Below are 19147 nucleotides of genomic sequence, written 5' to 3' on the forward strand. Positions count from 1 at the left end.
GTGTACTTTGGGGGAAGAGTTGAATGAGAGTACGAATTTCCACGGGTTTGCTGGGCGCGCTTATCCTCGCATCGGCGTTCCATCCGGCTTGGTCCGCGCCTCGCGATGACAAGGGCGGCGTGCTCCGCACCCTGGCAACGCGTGTCGGTTATGTTCTCGGGACGGCGGCGAGTTGCTCGAACATTTCGCAGGCGCGCGTGAAGGCGGTCGCGGACAAGTTCGTCGACGTCGTCAGGACATCGGCCGCGAGCGAGCCGGAAAGCGCGGCGATCCTCGCCTCTTTCAAGACGAGCCTGGCCGAGGGCACGAAGGATATGGCCGACAAGAAAACCGATTGCACGGCGGCCAATCGCGACCTCGCGAACCTTGAAAGTGCGTCGGCGCCGCAGGCGGGCGCAGCACCGGTGACGGTCCCTTTTCCGCCCTCCGTTGGTGTCTTCGCCGCTCAAACGGTCGCCGTGGTTCGCGGTGTATCGGACAACGAAATCCGGTTCGGCGCGTCGCTTCCCTTCACCGGCCCCAACAAGGATTACGGCTATCAGATCCGGGTTGGGATCGAGACTGCCTTCAAGAGGGTCAACGATGAAGGCGGCGTTAACGGTCGCACGCTGCGCCTCATCGCCGCCGATGACGGCTATGAGCCCGCTCGCACCGCGGAAACCATGAAGCAGCTTTACGATAACGAACAGGTTTTCGGTTTCATCGGTAATTTCGGCACGGCAACGGCCGCTGTGGCTGCGCCTTACGCGCTTGAGCGCAAGGCGCTGTTCTATGCGGGCTACTCGGGCGCAAGCGTGCTTCGGCGCGACCCGCCAGACCGCTATGTCTTCAATTACCGCGCCAGCTACGCCGAGGAGACGGAAACCGTCGTACGCTACCTCGTGAAGGTGAAACGGCTCAAGACCGACCAGATCGCCGTTTTCATGCAGCAGGATGGCTTTGGCGAGGCTGGCTACGCCGGTGTGACGAAGGCGATGCGCGCGCTTCGCGGCGGTGACGGGGGATCAATCCTCAAGATGACGTACCCCCGCAATTCGCTCGATGTGGAGCCCGCGATCAATCTCCTGAAGGCCGCCAAAACACCGATCAAGGCGGTCGTGATGGTGGCGACCTATCGCGCGGCGGCGAAATTCATCGAGAAAAGCCGCGAGGCCGTGCCGGGGCTGATCTACACCAATATTTCCGCCGTCGGGCCGATCGCCTTGCGCGATGAGCTGATGCTTCTGGGGCCGAAATTTGCTTCCGGCGTCATCGTCACCGAGGTTGTGCCCGCCGTGGAGGGCTATTCGTCCCTTATTCTCGAATACAAATCCGCGCTTTCGAAATACTTCAAAGGCGAATCGCCGGATTATGTCTCGCTCGAATATTATGTGGCAGCGCAAATCATGATCGAAGCCCTTCGTCGGGCGGGGCCCCAACTCGACTCCGAGAAGCTTGTCGAGGCGTTCGAAAACATGCGCGACTTCGATCTGGGGCTTGGGGCGCCGGTTTCGTTCAGCCGAAGCGATCATCAAGGATCGCACAAGGTCTGGGGCACGGTCCTTGGCGAAACAGGCAAATACGAACCTTTCGATATGGAATAACCTCGGACGCGGCCGCCGGCTGAATTCAGGCGGCCGCATCGCATCCGTGGCGGCGCTGGCTCGCGCATACCCCGTCGCGCCTTGTCCAAGGGGCCGTCAAAGACCAAATTCGGCTCGTGACCGTCGACAGATGCATTTGAGCCGAAAGGATCTCGCGTGACTTCATCGAACATTCTCCTTCAGGACTGGGACACTCCTTTCGGCCTGCCGCCCTTTCAGGCGATCCGCGACGAAGATTTCATCCCCGCCTTCGAGGATGCGATGCGAACCCATCGCGCGGAAATCGAGACCATCGCGAATGACGGGAACGAGCCGACCTTCGCGAATACCGTGGAGGCACTGGAACGTGCCGGGCGGGCGCTGACCAAGGTGGCGAATGTCTTCTTCAACCTTTCGTCGGCCGACACGAATGACACGCGGCAGGCGATCGAGCGAGACATCGGCCCGAAGCTCGCCAAGCACTCCATGGCGATTTACACCGACCCGAAGCTTTTCGGGCGCATCGACGCGCTGGCGGCGAAGGCCGACACGCTCGGCCTCGACGGCGAGCAACGCCGCCTTCTCGAACGCTATCACAAGCGCTTCATCCGGGCAGGCGCGAAGCTCGACGCGGCAGGCAAGGCGCGCCTGACAGAAATCAACAGCCGGCTTTCGGAACTCCACACGGCGTTTTCGCAGAACGTGCTCGCAGCGGAGAAGGCTTTCCAACTCGTGCTCGACGGCGAAGCAGACCTTGCGGGCCTGCCCGATTTCGTGCGTGAGGGCGCGGCGATGGCGGCGGAGGAACGCGGCCTTCACGGCAAGCATGTCATCACGCTCTCGCGGGCGAGCGTCGAGCCATTCCTCGAATTTTCCACGCGCCGCGACCTGCGCGAAAAGGCCTATCGCGCCTATTTCGCGCGTGGCGAAGGCGGCGAGGGCGCGTCGGACAACACGCCGCTGATCCGTGAAATCCTCGCGCTTCGCGCCGAACTTGCGACGCTGCTCGGCTTTTCGACCTATGCGGCCTATCAGATCGACGATGCCATGGCCAAGACGCCCGCCACCGCGCGCGACCTGCTCGAAAAGGTGTGGGCCGGTGCGAAACGACGCGCCGACGCGGAGGCGGCTGCGCTCGCGGCGCTCGCCCAGGCGGAGGGACATAACGAGCCGCTCGCCGGGTGGGACTGGCACTACTACGCCGAGAAGCAGCGCAAGGCCGAGTTCGACATCGACGGCGCGGCGCTGAAGCCTTATTTCGAGCTTGACGCGATGATCGCGGCTGCGTTCGAGACAGCGCACCGGTTATTCGGCCTCAGCTTCGAAGAGCGGCGGGATTTGCCGATCTATCACCCCGACGTGCGCGCGTGGACCGTGAAGAACCGCGACGGCAAGCCGCTCGCGCTGTTCGTCGGCGACTACTTCGCGCGGCCATCAAAGCGCAGCGGCGCGTGGATGAGCGACTTCCGCGAGCAGTCCCGCATCGACGGCGAGGTGCTGCCGATCATCGTCAATGTGCTGAACTTCACCAAGGGCGGTGACGGCAAGCCCTCGCTCCTGAGCCTCGACGACGTGCGCACGCTGTTCCATGAGTTCGGCCACGGCCTGCATGGCATGCTGTCGAACGTCACCTACCCCGGCCTCTCTGGCACGAGCGTCGACCGCGACTTCGTGGAACTGCCCTCCCAGCTTTACGAGAACTGGGCGCTTCAGCCGGAAATCCTCAACCGCTTCGCGCGTCACGTCGAGACTGGGGAGCCGCTTTCGCAAGCCATCGTGGACAAGCTTCACGCCGTGCGAAAGTTCAATCAGGGCTTCGCCACGGCGGAATACACGGCGTCGGCGCTGTACGATCTCGCGATCCATGAAGTCGACAACGTCGAAGGCATCGACCCAATCGCGTTCGAGAAGGAGCTTCGGGCGAGCCTCGGTGTGCCCGACGCCATCGCGCTGCGCCATCGGGCGCCCCACTTCCAGCACATCTTTGCGGGTGGAGGCTACGCGGCAGGCTATTACACCTATCTCTGGGCGGAGGTGATGGAAGCCGACGCTTTCAACGCTTTCGAGGAAGCGGGCAGCGTATTCGATCCGCAGGTAGCCGAGCGCCTGCACCGCTTCGTCTATTCGAGCGGCGGCACGTTGAAGCCGGACGAGGCGTATCGCGCCTTTCGCGGACGCGATCCCGAAGTCGGGCCGCTGCTGGAGAAGCGCGGCCTTGCCGAGAGCGAGAGCGCGACCGTTTAGAGCGACGCCTCTAATGCGAGACAAACGTCGCGACGGGCACTTGACGCAGCACGTCGCGACTCACGCCGCCGAACAGCATCTCGCGGAAGCGCGATTTCGAGTAGCCGCCCATGACGAGCAGGTCGCACTCCTGACCCATCAGGCGCACGATAGCATCCGCCGCGCCGTTGTCGCCCGCATAGGCGACTTCGCTTCTGGCGGTGATGCCATGCCGCGTGAGGTTCGCGATCAGGTCCGCCCCGAGCGCTTCCGCCGCCGCGCGCTCGCTTTCGCGCTGGATCACCGTCACGGCGCGAACGCTGGCGGCATCCTTGATGAGGTCGAGCGAGTCGTAAACCGCGCGCGCCGCCTCGCGCGTGTCGTTCCACGCGATGATGACGTTCCGGGCAACGGACTTCTGCGGCTTCAGCGTCGGCAGGATCAGCACCGGGCGCCCGCCGCCCATCAGCGCGATTTCTGAGAAGTCGTTCCACGCGTCGGGCAGATCCTCGGATTGCGCGCCGCAAACCACGAGGTCCGCTCCGTGGGCATTCCGCACGATTGCGTCGGAACCGGCGGCGTAGGATGCGTTGAAGCAGCGCCATTCGTAGGTGAGACCGCTGTTCTGAAGCGTGCCTTCAAACGCCTGTTTCGTTTCACGGGCGGCATCCTGTCCCGCCTTCTGAATGCGGGAGATGACCTCTTCGGAAACGTCAGCCGGAAACTCGCCATATTCGGGCACCTGCGGGATGAGGTGCAGGCCGATCACATGGGCCGACCGCGCAGCCGCGATCGTCACCACGGGTTCGAGAATGGCAGCGGCCGTGCGGCCATTGGGCAGATAAACCAGGATTGTCTTGATGGGCATCGCGCGCCTCCAACCTGTCGCTTCCCGGAAACTCCGCCAGCGTCGGCCGGTTGCCCGGCCGCGACTGCGCGTGTTTCAGATCGGGAACTCGTCGCCAATATACTCCCGTACGCTTCCATTAGGAACCTTGGTGAGATCTTTTGGCACTTCGCCAAGGACAACAGCGCGCAGTTTTTCGCTCAGGGCCGTCCGGATCACGCCCAGCGTTTCCGGCGCGGCCACAACGAGAAGCCGGTCGAACTCGTCGTTCTCCAGCCGCTTGTCGAGTTTCGCCGCGAGCGCGACCGCGAACTTTTCCTTCTCGACCTGATGCAGGTCGGGGCGCTCGATTGCGTGCCGCGACACGTTCGCAGACTCATGCACGCGGCCTGGCCGGTCTCTCTCAAGCTCGTGATCGGGCTTCAGCGTCTGCCGCTCGTCCGAACTTGGCACCTCGGTGAGGGCTTTCGTGCGCCCCTCGGACAGGAGAAGGCGCGCCCGCGCGCCGTCCGCGATCAGAATGTAGGTTCGAATGGGCTTCATCGGCGGTACTCCGTGGCAAAGGAGACATGGTCTCCTGCCTGTCTCAACAATCCCTTGACGCATCTGTGCCCGGACGCCTCGCGCGCCGTGGTGGCGTTCGGGCACGTGCTCAGGGGCAGAGATAGGCGCGCGTCGTCGGTACCGTTTCGATCCTTTTCGCAAGCTGGATCTGGAAGACGCACAGATCGTAATAGCGGAAGCTCACTTCGCAGCCTGCGAGATAATACTCCCACATCCGGCAGAACCGTTCCGACAGCATCGCCGTGGCCTTGCTCCGGTTCCGCTCGAAGTTCTGTCGCCAGATCGCGAGCGTGTCGGCGTAATGCAGTCGCAACACCTCAACATCGGTGATGAGCAGCCCCGATTTCTCGACGGATGGCACGATCTCGCTCAGCGAGGGGATATAGCCGCCGGGGAAGATGTACTTCGCGATGAAAGCATTCGTATGCCCCGGGCCGGACAGCCGCCCGATGGTGTGCAGCAGCGCCACGCCGTCGTCTTCGAGGCAGTCTTCTACCTTGCGGAAGAATGCCCTGTAGTTCGGCACGCCGACATGCTCGAACATGCCGACCGAAACGATGCGATCGAATTTCTCGTCGATGCTGCGATAGTCTGTGAGGCGGACATCGACTGCCCCCGCGCCTGCCTCGCCCGCCTCGATCCTTTTCCTCGCGTAGGCTTCCTGTTCCTCGCTCAGAGTGACGCCAACCACGCGCGCGCCCCGCTCGCGGGCCAGATGCAGCGCGAGGCCGCCCCAGCCGCAGCCGATGTCGAGCACGCGCTGGCGCGGCGCGAGGCAGAGCTTCTTCGCGATATGCCGCTTCTTCGCGATCTGTGCTTCGTCGAGGGGTTCGTCGCCTTTCTCGAAATAGGCGCACGAATATTGGCGGTCCTTGTCGAGAAACAGCTCATAAAGCGCGCCCGGCAGATCGTAATGCCGTTTGACGTTACGCCTCGCGCTGATGGTGTCATTCCACTGCCGCGCAAAGCGTGTCAGGCGACGATACTTGTCCCCGGCTCGCATCCAGAGGGGGAAGTCCTTGCGCGTCAGGTTCTTCGCGAACAGCGCCAGAAGTTCGTAGAGTGTTCCTGATTCGATCTCGATGTCGCCATCCATCCAGCCTTCCGCGAAGCCGAGCTGCGGGTCGGTGAGGAACGCCCTTTGCACCTTGCCGGTCACAAAGCGCACGGCGAGCGGCTTTCCTTCCCGGTCGCCGAAAACGCGGACTTCGCCGCGGCAATCCCGCGCACGAAGATGCCCCTCGCGCACAACGGATGCAAGAACCTGCCATAGCGGCCAGGACGACGCCGTCCGCCGATCTTCAACCTGATGAGTAATCTCGTGGACCATCGCTGAAACACTCGCAATTCAGCCACGCATCGAAGTGTATTGCCGCTCTGCAACGCGTGAGCCAGTTTAACTCACGCTTGAAAAAATCGGCGAAAGACAATGTTCCCGCCGATTGTTATATTACTTTGCGCCACATCAAGGCGATTGTAACAACTGCGTGTGACGATTAAGAATTCGGTCAGAAAACGGGTCTTGACATGCAAAACCTCAAGTTGGAAAAACGCGACTGGCAGCCTCTTCTGGATCACATCTCCCGTTCGGACGGCGCCTATAAAGTTACGATCGAGGTAGACCGCGCGGATATCGGCGCTCAAATTCAGGTGGAGAACGTCGATTTCCGCGGGGTGAGTTACGACCCGAAGGACGACGACATCGCCATCGACGCGGGCTCCATCGAGCATCGCATCCACAAGCCGACGGATCTTCTGGTCGCGGTTGAGGGTGCGGAGCTGGTTTCGCTCGAAATTCTCGGCGAGGACAAGGCCGTGAACTCGATCAGCTTCAAGCCGCGCATGAACTTGCCCGATCTTCTGCTGCCGGGCGATCAGTAGGGATCGCTGCAACCGTTCGCGCTGCGCTCGGAGTTACTCGGGCGTGAGAGCTTTCGTGCCCGATCAATCGTTCAGCCTGAACTCAAAGCAACGCCAGGACTGTTCGCAAACGCACTGCACCGAACATAAAAAAAGCCGCTCCGATGAGCGGCTTTTTTCAGTATTGCGCCGGCAAAAAACCGGCCGCTATCAAGCAAATTCCATGATGACCGCGTCGACCGCGAGGCTGTCGCCCGGCTTCGCGCGGAGCTTCGTCACGGTGACGTCGCGCTCGGCCTTCAGCACGTTCTGCATCTTCATGGCCTCGACGATGGCGAGTTGTTCGCCTTCCTTCACTTCCTGGCCCTCTTCAACTGAGATGGAGATCACAAGGCCGGGCATCGGGCAGAGAAGCTTCTTCGAAGTGTCGGCAACCTTCTTCTCGGGCATGAGCGCGGTCAGTTCGGCTTCGCGGTTCGTGTAGACGTAAGCCTTGGTACGCACGCCATTATAGGAGAGGTCGAAACCGTTCGGAATGACGCGCACCTGCACGGAGACTTCCTTGCCGTCAACCTTGCCATGCCAGACGGGCTTGCCGAACCACCAATGCGTTTCGAACGCGACCGTCTTCTGAGGATTGCCCTCGGCATCCGTGAAAGTGACCGTCGTGCCGTTCTTGTAGTCGCCCGCCAGCACGACCGGCTGCTCGACTTTGCCGAACTGAACGATACGCGCCGCGCCGAGCCGCAAGCCGACCGCATGCGGGAGCTGCCCGGAGATGTGGCGGCGCCGGATGTTGTTGATGTGATCGATCCAGGCGGCGACGGCGACAAGCACCTCGCGTTCCTCGCCCTCCGGCTCGCGATGCTTGAAGCCGTCGGGATATTCTTCGGCGATGAAGCCGGTGGAGAGATTGCCTTCGCGCCAGCGCGGATGCTGCATCAGCGCCGACAGGAACGGGATGTTGTGCTCGATGCCGTCGATGTAGAACGCGTCGAGCGCGGCGGCCTGCGCGTCGATCGCGGCTTCGCGCGTCGGCCCCCAGGTGACCAGCTTCGCGATCATCGGATCGTAGAACATCGAGATTTCGCCGCCCTCTTCCGTGCCGGTGTCGTTGCGCACGATGGTGCCGTTCAGGCGCGGCCCTTCGACCGGCGGGCGATATTTCACGAGACGGCCGATGGACGGCAGGAACTTGCGGAACGGGTCTTCGGCGTAGACGCGGCTTTCCACGGCCCAGCCATTGATCTTGAGATCTTCCTGCTTGAACGGCAGCTTCTCACCATAGGCCACGCGGATCATCAATTCCACGAGGTCGAGGCCGGTGATCATCTCGGTGACCGGGTGTTCCACCTGAAGGCGGGTGTTCATTTCGAGGAAGTAGAAGTTCTTCTTCGGGTCGACGATGAACTCGACGGTGCCCGCGCTCTCGTAGTTAACGGCCTTCGACAGGGCCACGGCCTGCTCGCCCATGGCCTTGCGGGTGGCTTCGTCGAGGAACGGGCTCGGCGCTTCTTCGATGACCTTCTGATTGCGGCGCTGGATCGAGCATTCGCGCTCGAACACGTAGACCACGTTGCCGTGCTTGTCGCCCAGCACCTGAATTTCGATGTGGCGCGGGTTCTCGACGAACTTCTCGATGAACACGCGGTCGTCGCCGAAGCTCGACTTCGCTTCCGCCGTGGAGGTGAGGAAGCCCTCGCGCACTTCATCGGCCGAACGCGCGACGCGCATGCCCTTGCCGCCGCCGCCCGCGCTCGCCTTGATCATCACCGGATAGCCGATGTCGTTCGCGATTGTGATCGCCTGTTCGGGGCTTTCGATGACGCCGAGATAGCCGGGCACGGTCGAGACGCGCGCTTCCGCTGCCGCCTTCTTCGACTCGATCTTGTCGCCCATCGCCTTGATGGCTTCGATGTTCGGGCCGATGAAGGCGATGCCTTCCTTTTTCAGCGCCTCGGCAAAGCCCGCGTTTTCCGAAAGGAAGCCGTAGCCGGGGTGGATGGCTTCCGCGCCCGTCTTTTTCGCGGCCTCAATGATTTTCTCGGCGATGAGGTACGACTGGGCGGCGGGAGCCGGACCGATGAGCACGGCCTCGTCCGCCATCTCGACGTGAACGGCGTTTCGGTCCGCCTCGGAATAGACGGCGACCGTCTTGATGCCCATACGGCGCGCGGTCTTGATCACCCGGCAGGCAATCTCGCCCCGGTTTGCGATGAGAATCTTCTTGAACATTGCGGGCATCCTATGCGGCAGGCAGCGGCAGTTTGGTTATTGTCTTGTTTGCGCCTGTTCTAGCCGTCATAGGGCCGCGCATCAATGGTGCTAATGGTCCAGTGCTGCCATATACCACGCATGCGATTAAGGCAGGGAGAGGCGTGCGGTCTCTGTCCGCCAAAAGAACCGTGCTGCAAAGGTCGCGTGAGCAGCAGCGTCCCGGCTCAGCCATCGTCCTTGTCGTGAGCCATCATCATCACGGCCGCGCCCGCCGCCGCGCTGCCGAAGGTGATCGCGAAGCCCGCCATCAGCATGCCGATGGGCACGAGCGGCGTTTCCGATGTCGCGATCAGGGTGCCGACGCCGTTTACATTGGTCGCGAGGATGAGCACGAGCAGAAGCCAGCCCGCAAGAATACCGATCCCCGCGTTCAGCCCGAGGAAGCGGATGAGTTGCGGAAGGTCGTTCCAGCCCGCCGAAGCGCGTTTCAAGAGAAGCTTCATTTTCGGCCTCGATGCCCATGTGCCGGACCCGATCGATCAAACGCCTGATCGGTTGATCCGCTGCGCCAACCACCATGCCACGGCCGGATACCGACCGCATGGGGAGGCAATGCACGAGCACGGAGATTTGTTCAAAGGCGGCCGCAGGTGCGGCTTCGAGGGGAGCGGGGCAAGTCCTCGATTGCGAAGGGAGGAGGTTGTCCCGCTTATTCCAAGGAGGTGTCCACCGTGTCGACTTAGCTGCGGACGGACACCAGCCTTCTTCAAAGCTTACGCGTCAGTGTTGATTGCCGGCCAGGCCTTGAACGGGAAAGGCTTCTCCTCCGTGTCATGGTAGATGAACCGCGATGCGTCACCCAGCCACTGACCTAAGCTTGGTCCGAACCGAGACAGGAACGGGTTCGGAGCCCGCTGGACGAGAAACCAGACCATCTGCACGAGAGCCAACGCAAAAAACAGGCTCTGACCGATACTGAACAGAACAAGAAAGAAAAGTGATAGACCCGCGCGAGGCCAGTTCCTTGGCTCCTGCGCGGCATCAGACTTGGTCTTGTCGGCCTCTATGGCCGAGAGATTTGCTGCTTCACTCATCATGATTATCCTCCATCCCTTCGCACTCCCCGCTTATCATGCGAAGTGAGCGGCATTGCGCCGTTGGGACGACATGTGGCATTTCGCCACAGGTTCTCCACAGCGGTGGAGTCGCTTCGAGGGTGTTTTTCGGTTGAGTGATGCGACGGCGCACGCTTGGCGCGAGTTTCGCCCAAGATCCGTCAAGCTTCGAGCGGCGCCTTGGCGAAGCGCTCAATCGCAATTTGATTCGCGGCCGCCATCGAAATGCAGCGCGAGCCACACTGTCGGCGCGTCGGGAGACGTCCAGTCCACGCGGTGGCGTCGCCGAGCCGGGATGAAAACGTAATCGCCGGGCCTGAGCGCGCGCGCCTTATCCTCGCCATCGAACCGCAGCCGCGCCGCACCCGACAACAGCAATACCCATTCGGCGCGCGGCTGGTCGTACCAGAAGCCCGGCGGGCTCGCCTGCCCGGTGGAAACGATGCGCTCGACGCGAAGCCCCGGCACGTCCAGAAGCGCGGCGATGTCTTCATCCGCACACCCGATGACGGGCAGGTTGGCGAATACGTTGCCGGTCTTCGACATCGCGCGCTCCGGTTTCCGATCCGATTGATCGGATCGACGCTAATCCCTCACGACGGTGCGCGCGAGGATCTGGAAGTCCATCGGGAACTTGCCATCGTTCGACGCGACATCCGAGAGAATGAGCGTCGAACCGACATAAAGCCGTTCACCGATGCGATCCTCCACGTCCTCCGGGATCTCGATACGGTCGAGCGCGGCGGCGGCGGTTTCGGGGAACGGCTTCGCGACCTGCTCCGGCTCAAGCGGCTCGACAGAGCGGCCGCGACGGCTCGAATGGCGGCGATACTTCACCTCGACGGCGGCAGGCGGCGTTATGCCGACCCAATTCAGCGACGCCTTGTTCTCGCCGGTGCGCGTCGCGATGAACAGATGCGTGCCGAGCGGGCGATCCGCGTCCTTGATCGTCACAGGCACGTCGAACAGCGGTGTTGTGCCCTGCCGCACGTAAAGGCGGCTCGTCTTGCGGCTGATGAGGATCGAGATCGGGGTGGCGCGCGAAGCTGCGTCTTTCGCCATCCGAACGGCCTCGTCGCCTTCGGCAGCAGCCGCGCGGATGGCCTCCTGCGCCGAGAGCAACTCGCGCTCGACCCCTGTGCGCACGTCGCGTGCGGCACCCGCCTTCGTTTCGGCATCCGCGAGCCTTGCCTCGACCGCGCTCACGCGCAGATCGACGGCCTTCGACGTTGCCTCGTCTGCGTCCACCTTCTCGGCGGCGCGGGTGGCGGCCTCAAGCTCACGGCTCACGCGCTTCACCTCCGCCTCGGCCAGCGCGACATCCCTGTCGGCCTGCCGAAGCTCCACCTGCTTTTTCCCTGCGAGAGCCACGGCGGCCTTTTTTGCCTGCGCGGCGGCTCGGCCCTTCTGAACGGCGGCGGCCTTGAGCGCCTCCGCATATTCACCCGGCGCAACGAGTTCCGGCTTCGGCTCGTCGGCCTTCGCGGCGGAAAGGGCGACAGGCTCGACGCCCGGCGTAGCGTCCGGCCGCGCCGTGGTCTTGTCATCGCCCTTGTCCGGGAGCGGCAGGAGCTTCGGAGCGGGAAGCTTCGCGTGCGCGATGTCCACCGGCGCGACATCCTGCGGCGCGATGACGATGCGCTGGCCCTCGCTCGTCACGCCGAAGAGCCGCTGTGCGAAGGCTCCCGGCAGCCGCACGCAGCCATGACTCGCCGGGTAGTTCGGCACGACGCCCAGATGCAGAGCGACGCCCGTCCAGGTCAGCCGCTGCATGAACGGCATCGGCGCGCCGCTATAGATGTTCGAGCGGTGATACCGGTTCTTTTCGAGGATCGAGAACACACCGGCGGGCGTTGCGTAGCCCTGCTGCCCCGTGGACACCCGGCTTCGCGCCCAGACGCCTTTCGCGTCGTAAAACGTCACCTGCTGATCGGCGAGCGAAACCACGCCGTAGAGCGGCCCGACCGGCGCGCGGCTCTGCGTGTCTTCGACTGCCGCCTTCGGTTCCTCGCGTTCGGACTGATAATAGCGGCGACGCGCGTCAGCCGGTTGCGCCACCAGTCCGAAGCCGATGAGCGCGATCATGAAAGCTGCCAAGGCGGATGCGGAGTTCGGAGCGGATGCAAAAATGCGGCGCGGGCTCGGAAAATCAAATGGACGCATGACGTTGAACATTCGTGAAGGTTGCCGGGGAGCGTAGTATGCAGGCTGTGCCGTAACTATAGCGTGAAATTGTGCCGCGCAAAACAGAAGCGGATATTAGGCGCGCAACAGGAGGCTGGCGAGATTGCGTCGCGGGTCTGCGAGACCGCCGCCGTCTTAACGAAAACGCCATTTCGCTCACGCTTCCTTGGCTGTGACCGGCGATATTCCCGACGCCGCGTGTCCGACCGGAGCGACTGAATGCAGACATGGACGCAAACGCTTTCGCTTCGCGCCCGCGATAACTGGCGCGACGCCTTCGCCTCGGCAGCGGCGGCATGCATTGCGTGGGTGCTGTCGGTCCGCCTTCTCGGTCATCCGATCCCGCTCTTCGCGGCGATCACGGCCATCGTCTGCCTCGCTCCGGCGCTGCCGAGCCGAGGACAACAGGCAGTTGGGCTTCTCATCGGCGTGGCGACCGGCATCGTGATTGGCGAACTGGCGCTGCTCCTGCCGCCGATGGAGCCGCTCCTGCGCATCGGCCTCGCGACCTTCGTGGCCTTGCTGATCGCGTCCCTATTCGGGCTTGCGCCCGTCGTCCCGATCCAGGCGGGGATTTCGACGGTGCTGCTCCTGTCATTCGGCGTGGAAAAGGCAGGCGTGGCGCGCATGATGGACGTCATGGTCGGCGCGTCGGTCGGCCTGATGTTCAGCCAGGTGCTGATGACGCCGAATCCCGTCCGCCTCATCGACGTCGCGGCTCGGTCGCTGCTGCAACGGCTGGCCAAGGGTTTCGCGCAGGCGGAGGCGGCGCTCTCCGAACGGGACTGGGCGAAGGCCGAAGCCGCGACCAGCCTGTTCACCGAGGCGCAATCGAGCCTCATCAACCTCAATTCCGGCATCAACCGGGCGCGAAGCCTCGTGCGGTGGACCTTGCGCGGGCGCTTCGTGGCACTGCAAGTGCGCGAGATGGCGGCCCTCTATGACCGCCGCGCCATCCGGCTTTACGCCTCTGCGCTGCTTTTCGCGGAATCGCTGGAAGAGGCCTTGCGGACGAGCAAGGAGCCGCCGCCGGAGGGCCTCAGGGATCGCGTTTCCCACGTGTCGCGCCTGGTCTCGGCCTCGGCGAAAGACCTCGATGCCGGGCGCAATGACACGTTCGACGCGCCCGTACCCGTGGCTGTCCCGCACGGCTGGCAGCCCTGCCTCGACAATCTCCACGCGGTGGAAGCCGCGCTCGCCGCCTTCCTCGCGATCCACGAGGAGTGAGCGGGCGGCATCACGGATCGACGCCGGAAACCCGTAAGCATGTCATGGGTTGGCATATAGACGAGGATGCGAAGCGCGAATCGCGTTCATGGATACGCCGGACAAGCGCGCCGCCGAGGTGTGACGGACGGGTAAGATACAACCGCTATCCTCGGCAAAACGCCCAGCCTGATTTCTCCGCTCGCCGTTCTGCGCGAGAGATCCGGCCCTTGTTTCACAGCGTTTTCGCGGGCGGACATCGATCTGCGCTTTCGAAAAACGCACCGGGAGTTGCGTATGGCCATCTCTTACAAAAGCGAATTTCATCTGCTGAACCACGACGAGCGCGAGCTTGTGCGCACGACGCATTATCCCGCCATCTGCGAGATTGCGCGTGACGATCTTCAGAATACGCTGAAGCGGCTTCGCGACATGCGCGACAAGGAAAAGACGCAGTACAGGACGAAGCGGCGCGAGACCAAGGGCACGGGCGAGGCGCGCGGCGGAAGCTTTCCCGGCACCTCGGATCAGCCGCGCCGCAGGAAGCAGGTGTTCGCGCAGGCGCTGAAGCGCGTGAACAAGGAGATGGAGCGTCACCGCAAGTTCGAGGCGAAGGCGGAGCTTGGCGCGAATGCGCGGCGTGCGCTTGCGATGAAGCGGTCGGCGGAATTCCACCGTCCGGCTCCGGGCGTCACCGCGCATGAAGGCATGTCGCCGCTTCCGAGCCGCCGCCGCCGCACGACCACCCACCCGTCGAAGATCGGGCAGGTGTCGCAGTGGACGAAGGTCAGGCAGGCGCAACGCGACGCCCGCCCGTAGCGCGTTCGGCGGCCGTGCCTAACGCTCAAGCTCGGCGGCGAGGAACGCGCGGATCTTGTCGCGCGCGACATCCTTCGCCACGAAGGCGTTGCCGATGCCGCTCAGGAGGACGAGATTCATCTTGCCGTCCTTCACCTTCTTGTCCTGCTCCATGAAACCGGTGAGTTCATCGAGCGTGGGCGCGCGGCCGAGCCGCTGGCGCAATTCGCTGAAGGTGGTGGCGAAGCCGACTTCCGCCAGATGGTCTTCCAGCCGCCTCGACACCGTATGCGCGCAGAAGCCCTCGGCCTCCGAGAAGCGCGCCGCCAGCACCATGCCGAGCGCGACTGCCTCGCCGTGGAGCACGTCGCCGGAATAGCCCGCCCAAGCCTCGACCGCATGGCCGAAGGTGTGGCCGAGGTTCAGGAGCGCGCGGTCGCCCGCCTCCTTCTCGTCGCGCGAGACGATTTCCGCCTTCATTCGCACGCTCGTCTCGACAGCGTCGGTGAGCGGATAAGTGTCCAGCTCGAAGATCGCAGCGGCGTTGTCTTCCAGCCAGCGGAAGAACACCGAGTCGCCGAGCGCGCCATATTTCGCGACCTCGGCGTAGCCCGCGCGGAATTCGCGCGGCGGCAGGGTCTTCAGCGTATCGAGGTCGATCAGCACGAGCGAGGGCTGGTGGAATGCGCCGACGAGGTTCTTGCCGTGCTGTGTGTCGATGCCCGTCTTGCCGCCAACCGAGGAGTCGACCTGCGCGAGAAGCGTCGTCGGCACCTGAACCACACGCACGCCGCGTTTCAGCGTCGCGGCCGCGAAGCCCGCGAGGTCGCCGATCACGCCGCCGCCGAGCGCGACAACCGCATGGTCGCGTTCCACGCCAAGGTCGAGCAGCGCAGCCGTCACGCGTTCGAGCGAGGCGAAGCTTTTCGACGCCTCGCCGGACGGGACATAAACCGTCGGGCCGAGCAGAAGGCCAGCGCCCGCAAGCCCCGCCTCAAGCTGCTCCGCGTAAGCCCGCACCGCTTCATCCGCGACGATGGCGAAGCGCGTGCCTGGCAGCGTCTCCGCCAGAAACTGCGGCGCGCCCGCGATCAGGCCGTTGCCGATAAGGATCGGATAGCTGCGCTCGCCAAGCTCCACATCTACGCGCGCGGAAGGCTTCACTTGTGCCGTCATGACGATTCGCTCCCTTGCAGGTCCGCCGGTTGGGCTGCGCCGCCCCCGGCCTCTTTCGCTGTCAAATAGGTAAAGATCAGGTCGAGGATTTCATCAACGATCACCTCGTGCGGCGCGTCGCGACTCTCGAACTTGAGACTGGACTCAGCATAAAAGGGCTCGCGCTGGGCGAGAAGCCGCTGAAGCACGGCCATCGGGTCGTCGTTCTTGAGGAGCGGGCGGTTGTCGCGCCGCGAGACGCGTTGGAGGAGAAGGTCGAGCGGCGCATGGAGCCAGATCGACACGCCGCCTCTGGCGATCTCGGCGCGCGTGGCGGGCGAGATGACCGAGCCGCCGCCAGTCGACAGCACCTGCGAGCCGCTTTGCAGCAGGCGGCGGATGACACGCTCCTCGCCGTCGCGGAAATAGCCCTCGCCGTGGGTGCGGAACATCTCCTCGATGGTCATGCCCGCGGCGGTCTCGATCTCGGCATCGGCATCGTGGAAGGGCAAGTCCAGCGCGGTTGCGAGCCGCCGCCCGATGGACGATTTGCCGGACCCCATCATGCCGACAAGGATGACGCTCTGCCGCCCGAGCGCGTGCCGCACCGCCTTCGCCATCGGCTTCAAACCGCCTGCTTCGTTTTCCGACGTCACGAACCGCTCATCTTATTGGCTTATGGAAGAACAGGGCCGCAACTTAAGCTTCTATCGCATCCTTGACAACGGGCGCGAAGAGCGTCAGCCCATTAGAGAGAACAACCGAGCCGGGGGGAGAGATGCCGACACTTCTTCGCTTTCTGACAATCGTCGGTTTGATCGCCGGGCTGTTCTACGGGTCGATGTTCGTTCTGGCGACTTTTTTTGAGCCGTCGCCGCACGAGATGACGAAATCGATCCGCGACGCGAAGATCAAATAGCGTGGGGCGGCCACCGAGCGCTCCCGCCTCGGCAGCGGACGAGCCGCTGATTGATGCGTATCTCGCGATGATGAGGGCCGAACGCGGCGCATCGGCGAACACGGTCGCGGCCTATGCGGCGGATCTGCGCGAGATGTCGCGCTTCCTGGCGGAGCGTGGCGAAACCTTTGCCGCCTGCGCGCGTGCGGATCTGGAAGCGTTCTTTTCGGATCGGGCCGAGGCCGGGCTTTTAGCCAATTCCGCCGCGCGCAAGCTGTCCTGCCTGAAGCGTTTCATGCTGTTCCTCGTCGCCGAGAAGATGCGCGATGACGATCCCGCGCGGCTCATTGATGGCGTGAAGGCGCGGCGCGTACTGCCGATGACTCTCACCATCGCCGAAGTGGACCTACTCCTCGACGCGGCGCATCAGGCGGCGGCTTTTGGCGATCCGCAAACGTCTTCGGGCCGCCGGGCGCTGCGGCTCGCGTGCCTGCTCGAACTCCTCTATGCCACCGGGCTGCGCGTCTCCGAACTCGTCGGGCTGCCGCGCGCCGCCTTCCTCGGCGACCGCAAGATGCTGACCGTGAAGGGCAAGGGCGGGCGCGAGCGCATCATTCCGCTCAACGCCAAAGCGCGCACCGTGCTCGACTGCTGGCTGGACGCGCTCGAAGCGGCCGCGCGGGCCGATGGCAAGGCGGGCGGCGCAGGGGCTTCTGCGTCGAAATGGCTGTTTCCGTCGTGGGGTGAGGACGGGCACCTGACGCGGCAGAAATTCGCGCAGGATCTGAAAGCGCTCGGCGCGCGCCTCGGCATCGATGCGGAACGGCTTTCGCCACACGTGCTGCGCCACGCGTTCGCGACGCATTTGCTCGACAGGGGCGTCGATCTGCGCGTGCTGCAAACGCTGCTCGGCCACGCCGATATTTCGACCACGCAGATTTACACGCACGTGATGGAAGACCGCCTGCGGCAGACTGTGTTCGACTTTCACCCGCTCAGCGAGGGCGCGGCGGAAAAGGAAACGTAGGCGGGCCGGCGCGCCCTACCGCTGCTCGAAGCGGTGCACGAGAAGCCCGAGATCCGGGCTTACTTCCTTCAGCGGGAAGAACCGGCGGAACCCGCAATTTTCGTAGAACTGGATCGCGCGGGAGTTTGCCCCCGTCACCACATGGACGCCGGGCGAACCGGCTTCGATGCACTGATCGAAGAAGCGCGCCACCAGCAGCGAGCCGATGCCGTTGCCCTGCTGGCCTGGTTTCACGTTGATGTGGAAGTGCGACGGGAAATCCTGAAGCGCGGCGCGGAAGTTCTTCGTATAGAATGCCATGCCGTCGAGGATCGGCCGGCATTCGTCGGAAAAACTGTCGAGGCACCCGGCCAGATAGCCGACCGCGTGCCGCTCATTATCGAGCGCAATGAAAAAGGACAGCGGCTGGAGGTCCAGATAATTGCCGAACCAGCGCTGATAAAACGCCTTCTTCACGATCGGCGAGTTGAACGCCGAAGTGTTCGCCGTCGCAAAAAAGATCTCCGTAGCTTCGGCCACAAGCCGGTCACGCTCCGACGGATCGATAGCGGTCAGCGGATAAGTGATAGCCACGGCATGCCTTTCCGGAAACGCGAAGCGCCTTACTCGGCGGCCCGCGGCTCCCGCTGCAGGGCAACGCCAGCCTCTGATGCGAGCCCTTCGCCCTTCTCGTTGATCATCTCGGGGCGAGGCATGGCTACGATGTTGTAACCTGAATCCACGTAATGGGTTTCGCCCGTGACGGCGGTGGAAAGGCCGGAAAGAAGGTAGAGCGCGGCACCGCCTACTTCATCGAGCGTTGGCGTGCGGCGCAGCGGCGAATGCAGCTTCTGGTAATTGAAGATGACGCGCGCATCAGACACGCCGGAGCCCGCGAGCGTGCGCATCGGACCGGCCGACAGGCCGTTGACGCGGATGCTCTGCGGACCGAAATCCACGGCGAGATAACGCACGGACGCTTCGAGCGCCGCTTTCGCCACGCCCATCACATTGTAGCGCGGGACAACGCGAGTCGACCCGCCATAGGTCAGCGTGATCATCGAGCCGCCGTCCGTCATCAGCGCGGCTGCGCGCTTCGCGATCTCCGTGAAGGAGAAGCACGAAATCACCATGCTGTTGATGAAATTGTCGCGCGTCGTATCGGCGTAACGGCCCTTCAGTTCGTTGCGGTCGGAGAAGGCGAGCGCGTGGACCAGAAAGTCGATCTTGCCCCACTTCTCCTTGAGCGTGTCGAAAACCGCATCGACGGAGGCGAGATCCACCACGTCACATGGCAGGATGATCTTGCCACCGAGGCTCTCGGCGAGCGGGATGACGCGGCGGCCGAAGGCGTCGCCCTGATAGGTGTAGGCGATTTCGGCGCCCTGTCCGGCGAGCACGCGCGCGATGCCGTAGGCGATGGACCGTTCGTTGGCCACGCCCATGATGAGCCCGCGTTTGCCTGCCATCAACGGCCCCGGCTTTGCTACATCAAACCCAGTCATGAGATCG

At 63.5% G+C, this 19147-nt stretch carries 19 protein-coding genes; 7 read left to right on the forward strand and 12 right to left on the reverse strand.

From position 1 onward, the window contains the following. The first annotated feature begins 23 nt into the window (after positions 1–23). Both RVAN_RS12985 and RVAN_RS12990 read left to right on the forward strand, forming a co-directional pair. On the forward strand, positions 24–1583 hold the full coding sequence (locus RVAN_RS12985; RefSeq protein ID WP_013420172.1) for an ABC transporter substrate-binding protein: 1560 nt from the start codon (positions 24–26) through the stop codon (positions 1581–1583). A gap of 156 nt (positions 1584–1739) precedes the next feature. Next, complete coding sequence (locus tag RVAN_RS12990; protein ID WP_013420173.1) at positions 1740–3806, forward strand: M3 family metallopeptidase; 2067 nt, start codon at positions 1740–1742, stop codon at positions 3804–3806. A 10-nt stretch (positions 3807–3816) separates the two neighbouring features. Here the strand turns inward: RVAN_RS12990 and RVAN_RS19095 are convergent, their stop codons facing one another. The 3 genes from RVAN_RS19095 to RVAN_RS13005 form a co-directional block, all read right to left on the reverse strand. Next, complete coding sequence (locus tag RVAN_RS19095) at positions 3817–4653, reverse strand: universal stress protein (protein ID WP_013420174.1); 837 nt, start codon at positions 4651–4653, stop codon at positions 3817–3819. Positions 4654–4728: 75 nt separating this feature from the next. Further along, complete coding sequence (locus tag RVAN_RS13000; RefSeq protein ID WP_013420175.1) at positions 4729–5175, reverse strand: host attachment protein; 447 nt, start codon at positions 5173–5175, stop codon at positions 4729–4731. A 109-nt stretch (positions 5176–5284) separates the two neighbouring features. Next, complete coding sequence (locus tag RVAN_RS13005; protein ID WP_013420176.1) at positions 5285–6526, reverse strand: SAM-dependent methyltransferase; 1242 nt, start codon at positions 6524–6526, stop codon at positions 5285–5287. Between the two features lie 197 nt (positions 6527–6723). Between RVAN_RS13005 and RVAN_RS19100 the strand changes: the two genes are divergently transcribed. Continuing rightward, a complete protein-coding gene (locus RVAN_RS19100) occupies positions 6724–7077 on the forward strand; it encodes a DUF5335 domain-containing protein (protein ID WP_013420177.1) in 354 nt (117 codons plus the stop codon). A 189-nt stretch (positions 7078–7266) separates the two neighbouring features. On the opposite strand, the gene RVAN_RS13015 is transcribed toward RVAN_RS19100, so the two are convergent. The 5 genes from RVAN_RS13015 to RVAN_RS13035 all read right to left on the reverse strand — a co-directional run bounded on the left by RVAN_RS13015 (position 7267) and on the right by RVAN_RS13035 (position 12473). Then, complete coding sequence (locus tag RVAN_RS13015; protein WP_013420178.1) at positions 7267–9291, reverse strand: acetyl-CoA carboxylase biotin carboxylase subunit; 2025 nt, start codon at positions 9289–9291, stop codon at positions 7267–7269. Between the two features lie 206 nt (positions 9292–9497). Then, positions 9498–9776, reverse strand: a complete 279-nt coding sequence (locus RVAN_RS13020) for a hypothetical protein (protein ID WP_013420179.1) — start codon at positions 9774–9776, stop codon at positions 9498–9500. A gap of 270 nt (positions 9777–10046) precedes the next feature. Further along, on the reverse strand, positions 10047–10370 hold the full coding sequence (locus tag RVAN_RS19105) for a DUF4389 domain-containing protein (RefSeq protein ID WP_013420180.1): 324 nt from the start codon (positions 10368–10370) through the stop codon (positions 10047–10049). Positions 10371–10580: 210 nt separating this feature from the next. Next, positions 10581–10934, reverse strand: a complete 354-nt coding sequence (locus RVAN_RS13030; protein ID WP_013420181.1) for a cupin domain-containing protein — start codon at positions 10932–10934, stop codon at positions 10581–10583. Between the two features lie 39 nt (positions 10935–10973). Next, positions 10974–12473 carry a L,D-transpeptidase family protein gene (locus tag RVAN_RS13035; protein ID WP_013420182.1) on the reverse strand — a complete coding sequence of 500 codons (1500 nt, stop codon included), beginning with the start codon at positions 12471–12473 and terminating at the stop codon, positions 10974–10976. A gap of 318 nt (positions 12474–12791) precedes the next feature. Between RVAN_RS13035 and RVAN_RS13040 the strand changes: the two genes are divergently transcribed. Further along, positions 12792–13799 (forward strand): FUSC family protein, encoded by a 1008-nt coding sequence (locus RVAN_RS13040; protein ID WP_013420183.1) that lies wholly within the window; start codon positions 12792–12794, stop codon positions 13797–13799. 276 nt (positions 13800–14075) lie between these two features. Continuing rightward, a complete protein-coding gene (locus RVAN_RS13045) occupies positions 14076–14597 on the forward strand; it encodes a hypothetical protein (protein WP_013420184.1) in 522 nt (173 codons plus the stop codon). 18 nt (positions 14598–14615) lie between these two features. Here RVAN_RS13045 and aroB read toward each other — a convergent pair whose 3' ends face one another. Together aroB and RVAN_RS13055 are read right to left on the reverse strand one after the other, a co-directional pair. After that, positions 14616–15752, reverse strand: coding sequence for a 3-dehydroquinate synthase (aroB, locus tag RVAN_RS13050; protein WP_013420185.1), 1137 nt, complete (start codon positions 15750–15752; stop codon positions 14616–14618). Further along, entirely contained in the window at positions 15749–16387 is a 639-nt protein-coding gene (locus tag RVAN_RS13055; RefSeq protein WP_013420186.1) for a shikimate kinase, read from the reverse strand. Before RVAN_RS13055 ends, aroB begins: the two co-directional genes overlap by 4 nt. A 122-nt stretch (positions 16388–16509) precedes the next feature. Here RVAN_RS13055 and RVAN_RS13060 point away from each other — a divergent pair, with 122 nt between their 5' ends. Further along, complete coding sequence (locus tag RVAN_RS13060; protein WP_013420187.1) at positions 16510–16650, forward strand: hypothetical protein; 141 nt, start codon at positions 16510–16512, stop codon at positions 16648–16650. A gap of 1 nt (position 16651) precedes the next feature. Then, positions 16652–17656 (forward strand): tyrosine recombinase, encoded by a 1005-nt coding sequence (locus RVAN_RS13065; RefSeq protein ID WP_013420188.1) that lies wholly within the window; start codon positions 16652–16654, stop codon positions 17654–17656. A gap of 15 nt (positions 17657–17671) precedes the next feature. Here the strand turns inward: RVAN_RS13065 and RVAN_RS13070 are convergent, their stop codons facing one another. Together RVAN_RS13070 and fabI are read right to left on the reverse strand one after the other, a co-directional pair. Continuing rightward, a complete protein-coding gene (locus RVAN_RS13070) occupies positions 17672–18229 on the reverse strand; it encodes a GNAT family N-acetyltransferase (RefSeq protein ID WP_013420189.1) in 558 nt (185 codons plus the stop codon). 29 nt (positions 18230–18258) lie between these two features. Beyond that, positions 18259–19140, reverse strand: coding sequence for an enoyl-ACP reductase FabI (gene fabI / locus RVAN_RS13075; RefSeq protein ID WP_013420190.1), 882 nt, complete (start codon positions 19138–19140; stop codon positions 18259–18261). Positions 19141–19147 lie beyond the last annotated feature (7 nt).

Source organism: Rhodomicrobium vannielii ATCC 17100 (genome assembly GCF_000166055.1).
GTDB lineage: Bacteria > Pseudomonadota > Alphaproteobacteria > Rhizobiales > Rhodomicrobiaceae > Rhodomicrobium > Rhodomicrobium vannielii.